This is a genomic window from Streptomyces sp. NPDC060209 (assembly GCF_042728155.1).
Lineage (GTDB): Bacteria > Actinomycetota > Actinomycetes > Streptomycetales > Streptomycetaceae > Streptomyces.
In genome coordinates this window covers 1-19,157 of sequence record NZ_JBHWZS010000090.1, presented here as the reverse complement: position 1 = coordinate 19,157, position 19,157 = coordinate 1, and the positions used below count along the sequence as shown (strand labels likewise).

At 71.4% G+C, this 19,157-nt stretch carries 19 protein-coding genes and 2 pseudogenes; 15 read left to right on the top strand and 6 right to left on the bottom strand.

What is annotated here, in order from left to right; genetic code table 11:
- Positions 1-17 precede the first annotated feature (17 nt).
- From sufU to ACFWFI_RS19030, 4 genes and pseudogenes are all read left to right on the top strand, one after another.
- Positions 18-473 (top strand): Fe-S cluster assembly sulfur transfer protein SufU, encoded by a 456-nt coding sequence (gene sufU / locus ACFWFI_RS19045; RefSeq protein WP_383118123.1) that lies wholly within the window; start codon positions 18-20, stop codon positions 471-473.
- Entirely contained in the window at positions 470-808 is a 339-nt protein-coding gene (locus ACFWFI_RS19040) for a metal-sulfur cluster assembly factor (RefSeq protein WP_145802444.1), read from the top strand. The genes sufU and ACFWFI_RS19040 overlap by 4 nt, the downstream gene beginning before the upstream one ends.
- A gap of 139 nt (positions 809-947) precedes the next feature.
- Positions 948-2,342: a hypothetical protein gene (locus tag ACFWFI_RS19035; protein WP_387391325.1), complete on the top strand. Its 1,395-nt coding sequence runs from the start codon at positions 948-950 to the stop codon at positions 2,340-2,342.
- Positions 2,343-2,410: 68 nt separating this feature from the next.
- Positions 2,411-2,694: pseudogene (locus ACFWFI_RS19030) on the top strand (VOC family protein).
- 68 nt (positions 2,695-2,762) lie between these two features.
- On the opposite strand, the gene ACFWFI_RS19025 reads toward ACFWFI_RS19030, so the two are convergent.
- Positions 2,763-3,926 (bottom strand): DUF7847 domain-containing protein, encoded by a 1,164-nt coding sequence (locus ACFWFI_RS19025; RefSeq protein ID WP_387391323.1) that lies wholly within the window; start codon positions 3,924-3,926, stop codon positions 2,763-2,765.
- 159 nt (positions 3,927-4,085) lie between these two features.
- Here ACFWFI_RS19025 and ACFWFI_RS19020 point away from each other — a divergent pair, with 159 nt between their 5' ends.
- Positions 4,086-4,406 carry a DMT family transporter gene (locus ACFWFI_RS19020; RefSeq protein ID WP_387391320.1) on the top strand — a complete coding sequence of 107 codons (321 nt, stop codon included), beginning with the start codon at positions 4,086-4,088 and terminating at the stop codon, positions 4,404-4,406.
- On the top strand, positions 4,406-4,954 hold the full coding sequence (locus ACFWFI_RS19015; RefSeq protein ID WP_387391317.1) for a TetR/AcrR family transcriptional regulator: 549 nt from the start codon (positions 4,406-4,408) through the stop codon (positions 4,952-4,954). The genes ACFWFI_RS19020 and ACFWFI_RS19015 overlap by 1 nt, the downstream gene beginning before the upstream one ends.
- 6 nt (positions 4,955-4,960) lie before the next feature.
- Here the strand turns inward: ACFWFI_RS19015 and ACFWFI_RS19010 are convergent, their stop codons facing one another.
- Positions 4,961-5,839, bottom strand: coding sequence for a winged helix-turn-helix transcriptional regulator (locus tag ACFWFI_RS19010; protein ID WP_387391315.1), 879 nt, complete (start codon positions 5,837-5,839; stop codon positions 4,961-4,963).
- 90 nt (positions 5,840-5,929) lie between these two features.
- On the opposite strand from ACFWFI_RS19010, the gene ACFWFI_RS19005 reads away from it, so the two are divergent.
- Both ACFWFI_RS19005 and dapD read left to right on the top strand, forming a co-directional pair.
- Positions 5,930-7,219, top strand: a complete 1,290-nt coding sequence (locus ACFWFI_RS19005) for an MFS transporter (RefSeq protein ID WP_387391313.1) — start codon at positions 5,930-5,932, stop codon at positions 7,217-7,219.
- A 9-nt stretch (positions 7,220-7,228) separates the two neighbouring features.
- Complete coding sequence (gene dapD, locus ACFWFI_RS19000) at positions 7,229-8,227, top strand: 2,3,4,5-tetrahydropyridine-2,6-dicarboxylate N-succinyltransferase (RefSeq protein ID WP_387391310.1); 999 nt, start codon at positions 7,229-7,231, stop codon at positions 8,225-8,227.
- Here the strand turns inward: dapD and dapA are convergent.
- On the bottom strand, positions 8,224-9,111 hold the full coding sequence (gene dapA / locus ACFWFI_RS18995) for a 4-hydroxy-tetrahydrodipicolinate synthase (RefSeq protein ID WP_387391307.1): 888 nt from the start codon (positions 9,109-9,111) through the stop codon (positions 8,224-8,226). The two genes, dapD and dapA, sit on opposite strands and share 4 nt — an antisense overlap.
- A 143-nt stretch (positions 9,112-9,254) precedes the next feature.
- On the opposite strand from dapA, the gene ACFWFI_RS18990 reads away from it, so the two are divergent.
- From ACFWFI_RS18990 to ACFWFI_RS18965, 6 genes are all read left to right on the top strand, one after another.
- Positions 9,255-9,899, top strand: coding sequence for a DUF4232 domain-containing protein (locus ACFWFI_RS18990; RefSeq protein WP_387391305.1), 645 nt, complete (start codon positions 9,255-9,257; stop codon positions 9,897-9,899).
- 84 nt (positions 9,900-9,983) lie between these two features.
- A complete protein-coding gene (locus ACFWFI_RS18985; RefSeq protein ID WP_387391302.1) occupies positions 9,984-10,694 on the top strand; it encodes an antibiotic biosynthesis monooxygenase in 711 nt (236 codons plus the stop codon).
- 113 nt (positions 10,695-10,807) lie between these two features.
- A complete protein-coding gene (locus ACFWFI_RS18980) occupies positions 10,808-12,274 on the top strand; it encodes a hypothetical protein (RefSeq protein ID WP_387391299.1) in 1,467 nt (488 codons plus the stop codon).
- A gap of 189 nt (positions 12,275-12,463) precedes the next feature.
- Positions 12,464-13,927, top strand: coding sequence for an alkaline phosphatase PhoX (locus tag ACFWFI_RS18975; protein WP_387391296.1), 1,464 nt, complete (start codon positions 12,464-12,466; stop codon positions 13,925-13,927).
- Positions 13,928-14,261: 334 nt separating this feature from the next.
- Complete coding sequence (locus tag ACFWFI_RS18970; RefSeq protein ID WP_387391293.1) at positions 14,262-15,842, top strand: TROVE domain-containing protein; 1,581 nt, start codon at positions 14,262-14,264, stop codon at positions 15,840-15,842.
- 79 nt (positions 15,843-15,921) lie between these two features.
- A complete protein-coding gene (locus tag ACFWFI_RS18965) occupies positions 15,922-16,152 on the top strand; it encodes a hypothetical protein (protein ID WP_014156926.1) in 231 nt (76 codons plus the stop codon).
- 115 nt (positions 16,153-16,267) lie between these two features.
- Here ACFWFI_RS18965 and ACFWFI_RS18960 read toward each other — a convergent pair whose 3' ends face one another.
- The 3 genes from ACFWFI_RS18960 to ACFWFI_RS18950 all read right to left on the bottom strand — a co-directional run bounded on the left by ACFWFI_RS18960 (position 16,268) and on the right by ACFWFI_RS18950 (position 18,692).
- The gene (locus ACFWFI_RS18960) at positions 16,268-17,482 is read right to left on the bottom strand and encodes a TerD family protein (protein WP_387391290.1); all 1,215 of its coding nucleotides are present in this window, start codon (positions 17,480-17,482) and stop codon (positions 16,268-16,270) included.
- 64 nt (positions 17,483-17,546) lie between these two features.
- A complete protein-coding gene (locus ACFWFI_RS18955; protein WP_387391288.1) occupies positions 17,547-17,780 on the bottom strand; it encodes a hypothetical protein in 234 nt (77 codons plus the stop codon).
- 102 nt (positions 17,781-17,882) lie between these two features.
- Positions 17,883-18,692 (bottom strand): NAD-dependent epimerase/dehydratase family protein, encoded by an 810-nt coding sequence (locus ACFWFI_RS18950; protein WP_387391285.1) that lies wholly within the window; start codon positions 18,690-18,692, stop codon positions 17,883-17,885.
- Positions 18,693-19,035: 343 nt separating this feature from the next.
- Between ACFWFI_RS18950 and ACFWFI_RS18945 the strand changes: the two are divergent.
- A pseudogene (locus ACFWFI_RS18945) lies at positions 19,036-19,157 on the top strand (5-dehydro-4-deoxyglucarate dehydratase); the annotation flags it as partial.

Here is a 19,157-nt window from a genome sequence, read left to right as displayed (position 1 = left end):
CGGCAGAGGGTTGACTGGTGAAGCTTGATTCCATGTACCAGGAAGTGATCCTGGACCACTACAAGCACCCCCACGGGCGTGGCCTGCGGGACGGCGACGCCGAGGTGCACCACGTCAACCCGACGTGCGGCGACGAGATCACGCTCCGCGTGAAATACGACGGCGAGACCATCGCCGACGTCAGTTACGAGGGCCAGGGCTGCTCCATCAGCCAGGCCAGCGCCTCAGTGCTCAACGAGCTGCTCGTGGGTAAGCAGCTCGGCGAGGCGCAGAAGATCCAGGAGACGTTCCTGGAACTGATGCAGTCCAAGGGCCAGCTGGAGCCGGACGACGCGATGGAGGAGGTGCTGGAGGACGCGGTCGCGTTCGCCGGCGTCTCCAAGTACCCGGCCCGGGTCAAGTGCGCGCTGTTGAGCTGGATGGCGTGGAAGGACGCGACGGCGCAGGCGCTGTCCGAAGGGAAGACGGCATGAGCGAGAACGAGACTCTTACGACCAAGCCGGCCTCCGAGGAGGAGGTCCGCGAGGCGCTGTACGACGTGGTCGACCCCGAGCTGGGGATCGACGTCGTCAACCTGGGCCTGATCTACGGCATCCACATCGACGACGCCAACATCGCCACCCTCGACATGACGCTGACGTCCGCGGCCTGCCCGCTGACCGACGTCATCGAGGACCAGGCGAAGTCCGCGACCGACGGCATCGTCAGCGAGCTGCGGATCAACTGGGTCTGGATGCCGCCGTGGGGTCCCGACAAGATCACCGACGACGGCCGTGAGCAGCTTCGCGCGCTCGGTTTCAACGTCTGATCCACGACATCGCTGACGGCCCCCGGCACACGCCGGGGGCCGTCCCACGTTGTTCGCCCGCCGTATCCTCACCGTGTGCCCGCCGTTGGCGCGAGGGCCGGAGCCTGCTCCTCGACACCACGCCGACGAGAGGCACGCAGTGCTGCATCAGCTTCCGCACCAGAACCGCCGGGCGGCCGTCGCCGCGGCCGGGATCCTCGCACTGGCCGCACTGGGCGGCAATGTGCCCGCGCACGCCGCGAGTTACGGGACCCCGACGATCACCCTCTCGGCCTCCTACCTGTCCGGCGCCGTCGGTGCGACGGGCGACCCCGTGGTGAACGTGACCGTCGCGCAGAGCGGCGCGGATGTCACGGCGCTCACCGTGGCCGCCTCCGCCAGCTCCAGGTCCTCCGTCGCGGGAACGTCCGACGTGACCGTCACGGGCACCGGCACCACCCGCCGCGTCTCCGTCGCGGCGCGCGCCCGCGGCTACACGGACCTCACCGTCAAGGTCACCGGGCTCGGCGGAAAGACCGCTACCAAGGTGCTGCACTACGCCGCCTCGGCCGCCGTGCAGAACTCCGCCGACACCCGCTACGTGACCGGTTCGTCCGACGCCTCGGCGGCGGTCGACGTCGGTGGCGGCTACGCGGTGGTCGCGGACGACGAGTCCAACACCCTCCGCCTGTACGACCTTTCGCTCTCCGGTGCGCCGGTGAGGACCTGGGACGTCGCTTCGAAGCTCGGGGTGAGCAAGGAGATCGACATCGAGGGCGCGGCCCGGGTCGGGAACACCGTCTACTGGACCGGATCGCTCGGCAACAACAAGGACGGCGAGTACAAGGCCGACCGCAACACCGTCTTCACCACGACCGTGACCGGCTCCGGCGCCACCACCCAGCTGACGGTCGGCGGCTCCTACAGGAAGCTCCGCGAGGACCTGGTGGCCTGGGACGAGGCGAACGACGACCGGTACGGCTTCGCCGCGGGCACCGAGGACGGTGAGGCGCCCAAGCAGATCGACGGGTTCAACGTGGAAGGCCTGGAGTTCGCGCCCGGCTCGACGACCACCGCGTACGTCGGCTTCCGTGCGCCCCTCGTCCCGCCGAAGGCGGGCGGCAAGGCGCTCATCGTGCCCGTGACCAACTTCGACAAGGTGGCGGGCAGCGGGGCGAAGGCCGTCTTCGGTACGCCGATCGAGCTGGACCTCGGCGGGCTGGCCATACGCGACATCCGGAAGAACGCCGCCGACCAGTACCTGATCGCGGCCGGCTCCTGGGAGGCCGACGACAACTCCGATCCGTACGCCCTCTACAGCTGGGACGGCGTCGCCGGTCACGCGCCGGTCGAGCGGGCCGAGCTGCCCACCACCGACCCGGGCGGCTGGGAGGCCGTCGTCTCGGTGCCGGACCTGACGGCCGCGGGCACGCGCGCTCAGGTGATCACGGACGCCGGTGCGGCGGACCTGTACGGCGACGGCACGGAGGCCAAGGACCTGGACCACGCGGAGTGGAAGAAGTCCCGCGCCACATGGTTCACCGTCGGCAACTGACCGCTCGCGCCTCCTCGTGACCGTGTTTCACGGGACAACGGCCGTGTCCTCCGGACAGACTGACGGGCATGGCCGTTCGCTTGTACCAACTCGCCGTCGATGCCCACGACCTGCCGTCGCTCGCCAGCCCGGGATGTGCTTCCTGCCCGTGCCCGAGGGGGAGACGGCCAAGAACCGGCTGCACATCGACCTGACCCCCGACGACCAGGCCGCCTAGGTCGAGCGGATCATCGCGCTCGGGGCCCGGCGGTCGGACGTCGGTCAGGGCGAGGACGTCACCTGGGTCGTGCCGGCCGACCCCGAGGGCAACGAATTCTGCGTGCTCCGGCCGAAGAGCTCACTGGTGGACTGAGGCTCTCCCCATGGGCACCACAGTTCCGGGCGACGGTCCACGCCGTCCCGGAACCGGTCCGGGCTCGGTCACCACTGAGGGGCGCCGCCTCCGTACGGCGGCGGGACCGGTCCCTGCTGGGGGTGGCCCTGCGGTGGTACGCCTGCTGCCTCCGCCAGCACCGGGCCCAGGTTCTCCGTCCGGATCCGCCGGTCGACGTAGAGCAGGCCGGTCACCAGCTGCGGGAACGTCGTCGAGATGATCTGGCTCACCAGCTGCCCCAGCAGGGTCGCGACCAGATAGCCGCTCATCGCGACCATCACCGCAGTGGGGCTCGGGTCGTCGTCCAGCGACGCTGTCCCGAGCATGCCGGGGAACACGCCGAGGATCGAGAACGGCATCTGGATGACATAGCCGGCCACGGCCGCCATCAGCCCGGCCAGCAGGGTGATGCCGAAGATCCGCCACCAGTCGCCGCGCACCAGCTGGGACGAGCGGCGCAGCGCGGCGAGGGGCCCCTGGCCCTCGAAGACCACGATCGCCGGTGCCAGGCAGACCTTTATCCAGAGCCAGACGGCCAGCGGCCCGGTCACCAGGGCGCCGACGACGCCCAGCGACATGGCGACGGCGCCGCCGCCACCACTGTCCAGGGTGAGGAGGCTGATGATCATCCCGACGAACGCCGCCATGACGAGCAGCACGGGCACGATCGCGAGCAGGGCGGTGAGGACCAGCGCGCCGATCACAGGGGCGACACGGGACCAGGCCCTGCGCCACACCGTCGCGAAGGCGACGGGCCTGCCCAGGACCGCCTCCTGCAGTACGGCCGGGACCGCCGCGTACATCAGGCCGGAGACGACGGCCATGGTGACGATGCCCAGCAACGCGAGAAGGCCGCCCGCGGTGACGAGCGGAACGATGTCCGTGGACGAGGCCGTCTCGTCGTAGTCGAGGGAGACGACCCGGTCCAGGTGGTCGGAGACGGCGGAGTAGGCGATGGCCACCGCCGCCGCCATCAGGAGAGCGGCGCCGCCGTAGAGCGCCGCGGCCAGGCCGAACAACTGCTTCCAGTACCTGCCCATCGTCGAGAACGCCCCGCCCAGCACGTCCCCCAGCCTCAGCGGGGCGAGCGGTATCACCCCCGGCTTCGGCGGCGGCACCCAGCCGCCCCATCCCGGCGGTCCTCCGAACGGATATCCGCCGTACGGCGCGCCCCCGTAGGCGCCCCCGCCCCACCCTGCGTCCTGCGCCACCACTGCTCCGTTTATTCGTATGGTCCGGTCGTCATCAGGTCCTACCGGTGCGGACACCGTAGCGCCCCGGGGCGCCCGTGAATCCCGTCCTGGCCGGTCACGATATGGACGCACGCACGATGTGTACGGCCGTACGCAACACTGTGTACGCTTGTACGCATGGGATACGGACTGCTGGCCGCGGCCATCGCGGCGGAGGTGGCCGCGACGACGGCCATGAAGTACAGCGAGGGCTTCACGCGACTGTGGCCCTCGCTCGTCACGGTCGTGGGCTATGTGCTGGCCTTCGCGCTGCTCGCCCAGACCCTCAAGACGCTCTCGATCGGAACCGCCTATGCCATCTGGGCCGGGGTGGGTACCGCGGCCGTCGCCGCCATCGGGATCCTCTGGATGGGCGAGTCCATGGGGCTCGCCAAGCTGGCCGGGATCGCGCTGATCATCGCGGGGGTCATCGTCCTCAACCTCGGAGGAGCTCACTGATGGTCCGGCGGTACGACCCCGAGCGGCGTGAACGCATCATCGACGCGGCCATCCGCGTCGTCGCGGACCGGGGCATCGGGGGGCTCAGCCATCGCACGGTGGCAGCCGAGGCCGATGTGCCGCTCGGCTCGACGACGTATCACTTCGCCTCGCTCGACGAACTGCTGGTCGCCGCACTGCGCCGGTGCAACGAGAGCTTCGCCCGGACGGTGCGGGAGAGCCCGTACTTCTCCGATCCCGCGGTCCCGCTCGCCGATGAGCTGACCCGGCTGCTGGGGGAGTGGTTCGAGGCGGGGCGCGGGCCGCTGGCGCTGGAGTACGAGCTGTACCTCGCGGCCCTGCGCCGGCCCGCCCTGCAGCCGGTCGCCGCCGAGTGGGCCGACGCCCTGGCCGTGCTGATCGCCCACCGCACCGACCGGGCCACCGCGCGGGCGCTCACGGCCCTGCTGGACGGGATCAGCCTCCAGGTGCTGCTCACCGGGGGTGAGTTCGACCCGGAGTACACCAGGGAGATGCTGTCGAGGGTCGCCGAGGGGGCGGGCCGCTGAGACCGGTCAGGCGGTGCCCCCGCGGACGGCTGCCAGCGCGGCCTGCACGCTCGCCTCGATGTCCGTGACCGGGTACAGCGCCTCGACGACCGTCCGGTCCCGGTCCACCACCAGGGTCAGCCGCTTCAGCCGGGTGACGCCGCCCGCGCGGAACGTCGGCAGGCGCAGCGCCGCCGTCAGTGCCAGCCCGGCGTCGGAGAGCAGTGGGAAGCGCAGCTCTTCCTTGTCGGCGAACGCCCGTTGCTCGTCGGGGCGTTGGGTGGACACGCCGTGTACGGTCGCGCCGGCCGCCGTGAACTCGGCCAGCTGGTCGCGGTAGGTGCACGATTCGAGGGTGCAGCCGCTCGCTCCCGGGATCCCGGCCCAGCCCGGCGGGTAGTCGTCCTTGCGGGCGTACGCGCCGGGGAAGCAGTACAGGACGGTGTGCGGGGTCCCGGCGACCGGGTCGCGCGACTCGCCGTCCTGGTCCAGCAGTTGCAGCTCCGGCAGCCGGGTGCCCACCAGGGCCTGTACCCGTGCGGCCTCCTTGGAGTCCTCCGCGGTCGTCGCCATCGTCTCTCCGTCCCCCAATACCCAGGCATCGCCCCAGTCCTGGAGCGCGATCAGCACCGGCAGCAGCGCGCGACCGCGCGGGGTGAGCCGGTATTCGTGGCGGACCGGGCGGTCCTGATAGGGCTGCCGGGTCAGCACCCCGGCGTCCGTCAGTAGGCGCAGCCGCTCCGTGAGCACCTTGCGGGACACCCCCAACTCCTGCTGGAGCGCGTCGAAGCGGTGCACCCCGCGTGCGGTGTCGCGCACGATCAGCAGCGTCCACCAGTCGCCCACGACGTCGAGGGCCTGGGCGATCGCACAGTCCGCGTCGGCCAGGCTGGTGCGCTGCGGCACGATGTCCGCCTCCTTACTCGGTTGACCTGCGGATACCAGGCTGCCATAGTCCGTTCCCAAAAGGAACTCACTACGGGGGCGTGGGACGGCATGCTGAGCGGTATACCGAGAACCGTGCGGCTCCTGGCGTTCGGCGCCTTCCTCAACGCCGTCGTCAGCTTCACCTTCGTCTATCTCTTCGTCTATCTCACGGGGCCGCGCGGCCTGTCCGTCGCCGAGGCGGGGCTGATCAGCGGCATCGGCGGGATCGGCCTGGTCGCGGGGAACTTCACCGGCGGCTGGTTCGGCGACCGGTACGGCCATCGCCGGATGCTCCTGACCGGCGCCTGTGTGAGCGGCGCCGCGCTCGTCACGCTGCCCGTGCTGCCACTGACCGCCCTGTACGCGGTGCTGCCGCTCGCCCAGTACGCCTCGGGGGTCGTCCGCGCGGCCAACGCGGCGCTCGTCGCGGTCTCCGTCCCGGAGGGAGGGCGCCGCCAGAGCTTCGCCCTCACCCGTTTCGCGTCCAACGGCGGCTTCACCGTCGGGCCGCCGCTGGGCGCGCTGATCGCCGCCTCGTACTCGTACGACTGGCTCTTCCTCGCGGACGGCCTGGGCACCCTGCTCTTCGCCGGCTACGCGGCCGCGATCCTTCCGGCCCGCGGCACCGCGCACACCCTGCCCGCGCACGATCCGCGGGCACCGGGCCTGTGGCGCGAACTCCGGGCCAGGCCCGCGGTGCTCGTCCTGCTCGCCGCGATCGTCTGCGTCGACCTCGTCTACCGGCAGCAGTACTCCACCCTGCCCGTCTTCCTCGCCGACCACGGCTACGGCACCCAGTTCTACGGCTGGCTGATCGCGGTCAACGGGGGCGTCATCCTCTGCCTCGAACTTCCCGCCGCGCACGCGCTGCGCCGACGGGCGCCCCTGACCGTCGTCGGGACCGGCCTGCTGCTGGTGGGGCTCGGCTACGCGGTGCTGATCCCCGGGGCGGGGGCCCTGTTCGCCGTGTCGATGATGGTGTCGCTGACGGTGGGCGAGATCCTCTACAAGACGACGGCCACCGCCTACGTCGCCGACCAGGCGCCGATCCATGCGCAGGGCCGGTTCCAGAGCCTGTACGCGGGCGCCTCCATCAGCGGTCAGGTGCTGGCCCCACCCCTGGGCGGGGCGCTGTACACCGCCTCGCCCGTGCTGCTCTGGCCGCTGTGCGCGGCTCTCGCGTGCGGCGCGGGCGTGGCGGTACTGGCGGCGCGGCGGCTGCGTGAACCCGCACCGGGCCTTCGGGTGACGGGCGGTGCGAAAACACGACCGGAACGCGAGACCGAGGTGAACGGCCCGGGGGAGGGACACGCTCCGGCAGCTGAGACCGGTTCGCCCACGCGGGGCTCGGACGGTTAGGTTCTGTTCATGACCGACACGACTTCCCAGGGCTCCGCCCGCACCACCGGCGCCGTCGCCGCCGGCCTCGCCACCATCGCCGGTGACGGCACCGTCCTCGACACCTGGTTCCCCGCCCCCGAGCTCACCGCCGAGCCCGGGCCGGCCGGCACGCAGCGCCTGAGCCCCGAAGAGGCGGTGAACCGTCTCGGTGAGGGCGCGGCCAAGGCCATCGGTGTGGACGCACGCCGTGGGGTGGAGATCGTCGCCGTGTCCACGGTCATCTCCTCGCTGGACGACAAGCCGCTCGACGCGCACGACACCTACCTGCGGCTGCACCTGCTCTCGCACCGTCTCGTCCAGCCCCACGGGCAGAACCTCGACGGCATCTTCGGCTTCCTCGCCAACGTCGCCTGGACCTCGCTCGGCCCGGTGGCCGTCGACGACCTGGAGAAGGTCCGCCTCAACGCCCGCGCCGAGGGCCTGCACCTCCAGGTCACCTCGGTGGACAAGTTCCCCCGGATGACGGACTACGTCGCGCCCAAGGGCGTGCGGATCGCCGACGCCGACCGCGTCAGGCTCGGGGCGCACCTGGCCTCCGGCACGACCGTGATGCACGAGGGCTTCGTCAACTTCAACGCGGGCACCCTCGGCACCTCCATGGTCGAGGGCCGCATCTCCGCGGGCGTCGTCATCGGCGACGGGTCCGACATCGGCGGCGGCGCGTCCACCATGGGCACGCTGTCCGGCGGCGGCAAGGAGCGCATCGCCATCGGGCAGCGCTGCCTGATCGGGGCCGAGGCCGGCATCGGGATCGCGCTCGGAGACGAGTGTGTCGTCGAGGCTGGGCTGTACGTCACCGCCGGAACCCGGGTCACGATGCCGGACGGGCAGATCGTCAAGGCCCGTGAGCTGTCCGGCGCCTCGAACATCCTCTTCCGCCGCAACTCGGTCACCGGCGCCGTCGAGGCCCGCCCGAACAACGCGGTGTGGGACGGGCTCAACGACGTGCTGCACAGCAACGACTAGTCGGTAGCGGCGAGGAGCTCCTCGTACAGCACACGCAGCCCGTCGGTCGCCTCGCGGCCGGCGGGCTGCAGCGGTTCGCGGACGGGGCCCGCGTCCAGCAGCGCCTTCGCCGTGACCGTGCCGGGCAGGCCGGCCGCCATCATGGCCTCGATCAGAGGGGCGGTGAGCCCGTTGAGACGGGCGGCCTCCGCGGTGTCACCGGCGTCGAACGCGTCCAGCACGGCGCGCATCTGGCGCGGGGCCGCGTTGGCGACCGTACTGACGTAGCCGGCCCCGCCGAGCGCGTACAGCGGGAGGTTCAGCTCCTCGCAGCCGGAGTAGTACGCCAGCGAGGTCCGCGCCATCACCTTCGTGGCCGCGAGCAGGTCGTACGAGCAGTCCTTGACGGCCAGGACGCGCGGGTGTTCCGCCAGACGCAGCAGCGTCGCCGGTTCGATCCTCGTGCCGGTGCGGCCGGGGATGTCGTACAGCATCAGCCCGATGCCCGTCGCCTCCGCGACGCGGAGGAAGTGGGCCTCCACGGCGGCCTGCGGCGGACGGCTGTAGTACGGGGTCACCACCAGCAGTCCGTCCGCGCCCGCCGCCTCGGCCTCCTGCGCGAGCCGGACCGTGTGCCGGGTGTCGGAACTGCCCACTCCCGCGATCAGCGGGACCGTGCCGCCGACCGCCTCCCGGACGGCCCGCAGCAGCGCGGTCTTCTCCCCGTCCGTGGTGGTCGGCGACTCGCCGGTGGTGCCGCTGAGCACGAGGCCGTCGCAGCCGTCCGCGACGAGACCGGCGGCATGACGACGGGCGGCGTCCAGGTCCAGGTCACCGGTGGCGGTGAACGGCGTGATCATGGCGCAGAGGGCGCGGCCGAAGGGCCCGGCCGTGTGGGATGTCATCTCCGCAGTCTCGGCGCCCGGTCCGTGCGGGTCCACTTAGTTCTGCTTGGGGTGACGGGCAAGAGACGCTGAACGGTGGGGTGCGCGGTCTGGCATGATCGAGCAGAGTGGCGACGGACCGTTCCAGGGGTGGGGCACACGGCATGCGCGTACGGAAGACGATCTCGGCAGCCGTGCTCACGGCGGCGGCCGCACTGACGCTGTCCGGCTGTGCCGGATTCCTCGTCCCGGCGGGTGAGGGGGAGCCGGGAACGGCACCGAGCCCCACCGTCACGACGCGGCCGGCGGACCCCGCGCCCGCCCCCGACGCCGGGATCACGACGAACGCCCCCGCCCAGGGCGCGCCGAGCCCCGCGGCGTCGACCGGTGACTGCCCCGCCTCCGGCGTGGTCGTCGGGATGGGGCCCGTCCAGACGGCGATGTTCCACCGTGCCGTCACCCTCACGCTGACCAACTGCGGGAAGCGGCCCTACCGCGTCCACGGCTACCCGTCGGTCCGCGCGCTGGGCGACGACGGCGGGCGCATCCCCGTCCCCGTGAACGCGGGAGGATCGATGTTCGGCAACGACGAGGGGCCGCAGGAGGTCATGCTGAAGCCCGGCGGGAGCGTCACGTCGACGCTGGCCTGGGTCTCCACCGAGGAGGGCGGCGACCTCATCGAGGGCGACGCGCTGGAGATCGCGGCCGCGCCGGACACGGGGGCGCGGGTCTTTCCGCTGGAGGGCCACGACATCCGTCTGATGGACGAGCTGAACACGACGGCCTGGCGGGCGGGGGCGGCCGGATGACCGGCCTTGACCTCAAGCGCACTTGACGTATGAGGGTGGTGACCGCGGGCGCACCACAGGGGCGCGCCCGGAGAGGATCACGCCATGACGGCCGTACAGTTCAACTCCCTTCCTGACCTCACCCGTTCCGACTCGGGCATCGTCAAGGTCAGTACGTGGGACGCCGGTACCCCGGAGCGGCAGCGGCGGACGGTCGAAGCCGTCCGCGAGGCCTGGGGCAGCCGCGACTGGCCGCACTCCGGGCTCCTCTCGTACACCGTGTACACCGGGGAGGACGGGAAGACGCTGCTCCACTACTCGCAGTGGTCCGGTGAAGAGGCGTACCGGGACTTCGTGCGGAGCGGGCGCGACGCGCGCAACGACGAGATCGACGCGGCCGTTCCCGGCATCGAGCGGCTGGGACCGGACACCTTCGAGCTGCACCGCTCCGGGGCCATGGAGGGCGACACCCGCGAGCCCGGCTGCGTCGTGACCGTGGACATCCGCTTCGACGGGCCGGACCCCGTCCGCCAACGGGACTGGGTGGACGCGGTGTTCGAGGCGCTGGACAGTGATCCGGCACTCGCGCCCGGGGGTGTCTCGGCCCATTTCCACGTCAGCACGGACGGGACACGGGTGCTCAACTACGCCGAGTGGGAGACGGCGCAGGCCCACGTCGACGCGCTCGCCACGTCCGGCGGCAGTGTCGGATCGCAAACACCCCAGTGGCACCGGGTGCAGAACTACAGCGGTCTGAAGGAAAGCACCGTGCGCCGCTGGACGCCCGCGCTCAGCATCGGGGCGGGGGTGCGGTAGAACCGGGCGGCACGGGACGAAATGCGTCTACGCTTGGACGGCGGCCAAGGACCCGTACGTATCGGGCCGGCCCCTTGCACACAGCCCGCGCACGCCCCGAGGAGAACCCCCTGATGTCCGCAGAGCGCCCCTCCCTGCCGCCGGTGCGGCTGCACACCGAGGCCGAGCTGGCACGGGACGCGCTGGCCGCTCCGCTGCTCGCCCGCGCCGCCCGCCTCGCCCGCTGGGCGGGCCCCGGGACGCGGGTGGGCGCCGGCGGTGAACTCGTCGACGCGCAGTTGCCCGCAGCCGCCGAGCACCTCGGCCTCGGTGACGACGAGGACGGCGCGGCGTACGCCAGCGAGGCGTGGCGCCTGGCCGTCGACACGGGGCTCGTCGACGTCGAGGACCCCGAGGACGAGGCCGCGGAAGGCGACGCGGAGGGCACCGTCACGGTCGGCGAGAACCTGGCCCTGCTGACCTCCGGATCGCCGCAGGACGTCCTCGCGATCTGGCTCGACGGCCTGGAGGCCGTGCACGCGGATGCCACCGCTCCGGCCTTCGACGACTTCGCCGACCTCATCGGTGAGGACGGCAGCGTCGACTTCGACGCCCTGGACTGGGACCCGGAGGAGGAGGCCGAGTTCCTCGACGGGGTGCTCGGCAACCTCTATCTGCTGACCCTCTCGGAGACAGGACCCGCCGACGGCCCCGTGCCGCTGCCCGCCCTCGCCGCGTCGATGGTGGTACCCGATGACATGGGTGAGCCCACCGACGACATCCTGGAACAGGTGTCCGAGGCCATGATGCGGCTGGACGACCAGTTCCGGGTCCTCGAACCCATCGGGATCGTCGAATACCGGCCTGTGGACGAGACGTTGCTGACCGAGGAGGGCGAGGAGGCGACGCCTCCCGCCGACGACGAGGACGTCACCCGCTACGGCATGGTGAAGCTGACCCCGCTCGGTCTCTACGGAATCCGGGAGCGGATGCTGGAGGCGGGCGTGGACGCGCCCGCCGTCGGTGACCTCGCGGACAAGGGTGCCGACGTCCTCCTCGACGGCATCGCGTACTACCCCGAGGAAGCCGCGCGCACCGAGGTCGGTCTGTGGCTCGGCCGGCGGGGGGCGGAAGGGGCGGAGGCCGCCGCGGCGGACCTCCTGGGCGCGGCACGCGGCGCCGACGGGCGGGCACCGCTGCGCAGGCTCCACTGCCAGCAGGCCCTCGCCCTGGTCGGGCCGGAGGCCGAGCCCGCCGTGCGCGCCGTGCTCGGTGATCCCGAGCTCGGCGGACTGGCGCGGGTCTGGCTCGCGGAGCGCGGCGCGGCGGACGTGCCGGCGCCTCCGGAGTCGATGATCTTCTGGCTCGCCGTGGACACCATCGCCGCGCAACTGGACGCCGACGGCGACCTGGACGAGCTCCAGGAGCTGGTCGAAGGGCTCTCCGGCCAGCACAGCGGCTTCTTCGACGAGGCCTGGCGGGTGGAGCACCCCGCGACGGCGGAGGTGCTCGAGGCCGTGGGCAGGCTGCACCGGGACCGGAAGATCGCGAAGGACGCCCGCAAGGCCGCCTTCAAGGCCCGTTCGCGTACGAAGGGCTGAGCGGCGGGAGGCTTTTCGGCCATGCGCGGGCCGGCCGGGACCGCGCCCGGTGACCAGGTTTGTCACCGAACGCCCTACGGCTTGATGTGCAGGACCGCTCGACTTCGTACGTCGTTCAACTCCTGTTGGTGCGGGGGAGGGAGCGTGATCGCGCCAACCCACCCGGCCACGCACCACCAGGAGCCCGCGATGTCGATCACGCGTAGGGAATTCAGCAGACAGTCCGCCCTCACCGGCGCGGGTATAGCCCTGACCGGTGCCGTCGGCGCACTGGCCACGGCACCCGGCGCCCTGGCGGCCGAGGACGCGCGACACGGCAACGGGCACGGTGACGACAAGGGCCACGGGCACGGCAAGGAGCTGGGCTACGGTCCGCTGCTCCCCGACCCGAAGGGCATCCTCGCGCTGCCCGCCGGATTCTCGTACCGCGTCATCACCCACAGCGGTGTCACCAAGCTGGAGACCGGCGAGCCGACCCCCTCCAACCACGACGGCACCGCCGCCTTCGAAGGTGCCCGCGGTGTCACCCTCCTGGTCAACAACCACGAGCTGAGCGGTACCCGGGCCGGCTGGGAGCACCCCGTCCCGCTCACGGAGGGCCTCGTGTACGACCCGGTCGCGGCCGGCGGCTGCACGGTCGTGGAGACGCGCCGCGACGGCCGCACCGCCGAGTGGGTCGGCATCGCGGGCACGTCGACCAACTGCGCGGGCGGCAGCACCGCGTGGGGCACCTGGCTCACCTGCGAGGAGACCGAGGACAAGGCCGGCAAGAACGGTCTCCTCAAGGACCACGGCTACGTCTTCGAGGTCGACCCCTCCGACAAGCGTGCCAACCGGGACCCGCGCCCCATCAAGGCCTTCGGCCGGTATGCCCACGAGGCCGTCGTCATCGACCCGAAGCTCGGCCACGCCTACCTGACCGAGGACGCGTCCGGCCCCAACGGCCTGCTCTACCGCTGGGTCCCGCCGCACGGCTTCAGGCACGGCCGCGGCAAGCTGCGCACCCTCGCCGACGACGCCGGTGTCCTGCAGGCCACCAAGTGCTTCGACAAGAAGGGTGCGTTCGTCGACGACCTGTCCCGGGCGACGGAGATCGGCACCGTCTACGGCGTGGACTGGGTCGACGTGCCCGACCGCGACGCGAAGACGGTCTCCGTGCGCAAGCAGTTCGACGACACCCAGGTCACCCGCGCCCGCAAGCTGGAGGGCATGTGGTGGGGCGACGGCGGCGCCTACATCGTCTCCTCGTTCGCGCGCGGCGAGAGCCCGGTCGCCCACGACGGCCAGGTCTGGTTCTACGACCCCAAGCGCCGCACGCTGACCCTGAAGGTGCTCCTCGGCGTCAACGCCGACCCCTCCGAGGACGGCGCCTTCGACGGCCCGGACAACATCACCGTGTCGCCCTACGGCGGTCTGGTCATCTCCGAGGACGGCGAGGGAATCCAGCACCTCTTCGGGGCCACGGACAGCGGCCGCACCTACCCGATCGCGCGCAACGAGCTGAACGGCGGCACGGAGGAGGACCCCTCCTACAGCGAATTCACCGGGGTCACCTTCTCGCCCGACGGAAAGACGCTGTTCGCCAATATCCAGACCCCGGGCATCATGCTCGCCATCACGGGACCGTGGAAGCGCCAGCCGAACAAGCACTGACACCCGCACACGCGGCGCGGGAGGGAAATTCCCTCGCGCGCCGCGCAGTTGTCCTCCTAGAGTCATGGCCATGCACCTCCCGGTGCGAAGGCAGCGGCTACTTCCTTCCTCGAAAACGCCGCAGCCGTCCTGACCTCGGGAGGCACAAGCGCCGGGGTGCCCGGTGCGCAGGCGACGGATACTTCTTTGATCTGAGTGTTGCGGGTTCGAGTCCCGCCCGGCCACGGCCGGTAGCTCAATCGGGTAGAGCACCGGAATAGCACCGCCGCCGATTCCTGATCTCGGGCACCCCTTCTTCCGCTGTGCCCTCTCCCATGAATTCGGGGGAATTCACATGGCACGCTTCAACACCCGCCTCACCCGTCCCCGCGTCACCTCGCCCGTGAAGTCGACCGGGCGCACCGCCCGCAACCACCAGGGCGCCCTCGGGCACCTCCGGGACAGCCGCTCGGAACTCTTCCTGCTCGCGGTCGCCGATTTCGTCTCGCAGGAGACCTTCCACGAGGACGGCGAGGAGCGCGACAGCCGCTTCGCCACGCTGGTGCGGACGCTCGCCGTCGAGGACCCGGAGTGGACGGCGGGGCTGCTGCGCTGGCTGCGCCGCGAGGGGCAGATGCGTACGGCGTCTGTCGTCGGCGCCGCCGAGTACGTGAAGGCGCGGCTCGAGGCCGGTGCGGTGGACGGCCCGTCCAGCCGGCAGGTCGTGGACTCCGTGCTGCTGCGCGCGGACGAGCCCGGTGAGCTGCTCGGCTACTGGACCTCGCAGTACGGCCGCGCCGTGCCCAAGCCGGTCAAGCGCGGGATCGCCGACGCCGTGCGCCGGCTCTACAGCGGCACCGCGCTGCTGAAGTACGACACCGCGTCCAAGGGCTACCGCTTCGGCGACGTCCTCAACCTGGTGCACGCCGCGCCGGACCCCGCCAAGCCCTGGCAGGGCGACCTGTTCCGGTACGCCCTGGACCGCAGGCACCACCCCGAGAGCGCCGAGGCGCCGGGGTCGAACCGCACCCTGGCCGCCCACCGTGCCCTGATGGCGGTGCCGGTCGCCGAGCGTCGCGCGGTGATCACCGGGCCCGGAGCCGCGGACCGGCTGGCCGAGGCGGGCATGACCTGGGAGGCGCTGGCGGGCTGGTTGCAGGGGCCGATGGACGCCGCGGCCTGGGAGGCCGTGATCCCGTCCATGGGCGCGATGGCGCTCGTGCGCAACCTGCGCAACTTCGACGAGGCTGGGGTCCCCGACGAGGTCGCGGCAGGGGTGGCGGCGAGGATCAGCGACCCGGAGGCCGTCGCCGCCTCGCGGCAGTTCCCCTTCCGATACCTCGCGGCGTACCAGCACGCGCCTTCGCTGCGGTGGGCCTACCCGCTGGAGCAGGCGCTGGGGCACTCGCTGGGGAACGTCCCGGCACTGCCCGGCCGCACCCTGATCCTCGTCGACCGCTCCGGCTCGATGTGGTCGCCGCTGTCCGACCGCTCCCGGCTGAACCGGGCCGACGCGGCGGCAGTCTTCGGTGCGGCGCTGGCGCTGCGGGCCGCGGACGCCGACCTGGTGGAGTTCGGCACGAGCAGCTCGGCGGTGGAGTACAGCAGGGGTGAGTCCGTGCTGAAGATCCTGGAGCGCTTCGGCAACCTGGGCGGCACCAACACGGTGCAGGCGGTGCGCAAGCACTACCGCGCGCACGACCGGGTACTGATCGTCACCGACGAGCAGGCCTCGTTCACGTACTACGGCGACGCCACCGAGGGGATCCCGCCGACCGTGCCCGTCTACACCTGGAACCTCGCCGGGTACCGGGTCGGGCACGCGCCGTCCGGAAGCGAGAACCGCCACACCTTCGGGGGTCTTTCCGACGCGGCGTTCCGCATGGTGCCCTTGCTGGAAGCGGGCAGGAGCGCGGACTGGCCCTGGATCCGCTGATTACGAATCCGGCACTACTGACCGCTCCGGAGCGGTCGGGCATGGCGTCCGGCGCTTACAGGGCGCATACTCGACCGTAATGAAACAGTCAGCCGGTTCCCGGCGTCACCTGCCTTCCAGTCCCTTCAACCGCCCGGCCCAGGCGGCCCCACCGGTCGAATGCTTCGATGTGGGCGACAGGGTGTCGCATGACCAGTTCGGACTCGGACGAGTCCTTGCTGTCGAGGGCGACAACGACGCAGTGCTCATCGACTTCTCTGGGCGCCAGGGGAGGATCCTGAGCCCGTACTCCAAGCTGACCAAGCTCTGAGGGAGCGGACGAGCACGCAACGCGTCCCACCGGAGACTCTCCGGATCCGGGGCACCTGAGGGGAAACCCGTCGGGTGCCCCGGAAGCCGTTCCGGGGCCGGTGGCCGGTGGGGTGCTAGAGGGCCTTCGCGGCGGGCTTGACCATGCCGCGGACGGTCCGCGACTTCACGAACTCACCCATTCCGGTCATTTCCCACTCGCCGGAGAACTGCTTGATCAGCTTGGCCATCATGACGCCGGTCTGCGGCTCGGCGCCGGTCAGGTCGAAGCGGACCAGCTCCTCGCCGGTGGCCGCGTCGATCAGCCGGCAGTAGGCCTTGGCGACCTCGGTGAACTTCTGCCCGGTGAACGAGTTGACCGTGAAGACCAGACCGGTCGCGTCGGCGGGGATCCGGCCGAGGTCGACGACGATCACCTCGTCGTCACCCGCGCCCTCTCCGGTGAGGTTGTCGCCGGAGTGCTTGATCGCGCCGTTCAGGATGGAGAGCTTGCCGAAGTAGCAGCTGTCCAGGTGATTGCGGTTGGGACCGAAGGCGATCACCGAGGCGTCGAGGTCGATGTCCTTGCCGCGGAACGCGGGCTCCCAGCCGAGGCCCATCTTGACCTGCGAGAGCAGCGGCTTGCCGCCCTTGACCAGGGAGACCGTCTGGTTCTTCTGGAGGCTGATCCGGCCCTTGTCGAGATTGATCTTGCCGGAGCCGGCGGGGGGCGCGGGCGGTGCGGCGGGGGCCGGGGGAGCGATCCGGGGGTCCACGGGCGCGACCGCCGGGGGTGCCACGGGCGGCGCGACGGGCGCGGGCGCCGGGACGGGCGGGGCCGCCGCGGCGGGCTCCTCCACCGATACACCGAAGTCCGTGGCGATGCCGGCCAGCCCGTTCGCGTAGCCCTGGCCGACCGCGCGGGCCTTCCAGGCGCCGTTGCGCAGGTAGATCTCGATGACCACCAGTGCCGTCTCGCCGCCCAGCTGCGGCGGGGTGAAGGTGGCGAGCGCGCTGCCGTCGTCCGCGTTGCGCACGGTGGCGGTGGGCTCGACGCCCTGGAAGGTCTGGCCCGCGGCGTCGGGGCTCGCCGTGACCACGATCTTCTCGATGCCCGGGGGGACCGCCGTGGTGTCCACCACGATCGCGTCGGGCGCGGAACCGCCGCCCGAGCGGTAGGTCACGCCGGGGCCCGAGGGCTGGTTGTAGAAGATGAAGTCGTCGTCGGAGCGCACCTTGCCGTCGGCGGTGAGCAGCAGGCCCGAGACGTCGAGCCGCACCGGGGCGGCGACGTCCACCGCCACGCGGGCGGCGGAGAGAGGGATGTTCGAGCCGGGGGTCATTGCGGTCATGCACGGGGTAACGAACGACCCGGCTTTGCCGTTCCCTTACCTTCGCGGGCTTGCTCCGGACGGCTCAGCGGCCGCCGCGGGCCCGGTTGCGGGGGTGCTCGCGGGCGGTGCGCTCGTTGCCGTGCCGGTACGCGCCCGTCCAGCGGGCCATGACGAGCTGGGCGTCCCCGGACGCCACGTCCGCCAGGAACTTCTCCGCCCGGCCGCCGCGCAGGGTGCCCGCGGGGCGGCCGTGGTGGGTGATGGTGACGCTCGCGTCGCCGTGTCGCTCGTACTGGAATCCGGAAGGTTTCGGCATGGCCGTATGGTGCCCGTCCCGCGGCGTCGCGTCGCGGGAATTTGCGGACGGGACTCCGAGCGGACCCCTTCACCGGACGGGACTCCGCGCGGACCCCTCCGGTCAGTAGGGCCAGATCGGCGGGTCCGTGACGAAGTGGCCGCCGAGGTGGGCGTGATCGGGATTCTCCGGGTCCAGCTCGCCGTGCTCGGCGACGAGCTTGTCCGCGTACTGCTCGGAGTCGTCCTGCGGGTCGTAGCCGAGGGAGCGGGCCGTCGTCAGGTCCCACCACAGGCGGGTGTTGTCGGAGGAGCCGTAGACCACGGTGTGCCGCACGTCCTCGGCGGTGAGCGCCGCGTGGAAGAGGCGCGCTCCGTCGCCGGGGCTCATCCAGACGGACAGCATCCGCACGGACGTCGGCTCCATGAAGCAGGAGCCGATGCGCACGGAGACGGTCTCCACGCCGTGCTTGTCCCAGTAGAACTGGGCGAGGTCCTCGCCGAAGGACTTCGACAGGCCGTAGAAGGTGTCGGGGCGACGGGGGGTGTCGACCGGGATCAGCGGGTCACCGGCGAGCGGGCGCGGGGTGTAGCCGATGGCGTGGTTGGACGAGGCGAACACGATGCGCTCGACGCCCTCCTCGCGCGCCGCCTCGTAGAGGTTGTACGTGCCCTCGATGTTGGAACGGAGGATCTTGTCGAACGAGGCTTCGAGGGAGATGCCCGCGAGATGGATGACCGCGTCGACGCCCCGTACGGCTTCCCGCAGTGCGGCCTTGTCGCCCAGGTCGGCGGTGACGGCGTCCGGTTCGCCCTCGATGGGGGTGACGTCGAAGAGCCGGAGTTCGTAGCCGTACGCGGGAAGCAGTCCCCGCATCAGGGTGCCCAGGCCGCCGGCGGCGCCGGTGAGAAGGACGGTACGGGGAGCTGGCATACGGGGATCTCCTCGGTGCGGGCGCAGGCGCGGGGCGCGGCGTGCGCGGACGGTGCGGTGCTGTGCTGCGTGGGGGCCGGACGTACGGACAGCAAGGTACGCGTGGCACGCAGATGTCACGCAACCGTCCGATGTGCCAAATCCATGGACGGCATTCACATGCGTGGACACGCTAAGAACTCGCGACGGGCCACGTCAAGTGTCGCTCGGTGTCGGCCGGTTCGCCTTGGGGTTGGGTGTTCGTGTCTTGACCGGCGCCGCGCGGCTGCCTTAGCGTGGCGGCGTTCAGAAATATGGACACCGATCATAATTGTGCACGCCTGAATCTGCTCAGGGAGCGCCCGTGACCTCAGCCCCCCTTGCCGCCCGACTCACCGATGTCGCCGGGCCGCTCTTCTTCCCCGTCACCGCCTACGGGCCGGACGGCGCCGTCGCTCTCGATGCCTTTCGCGCGCACGTGCGCGC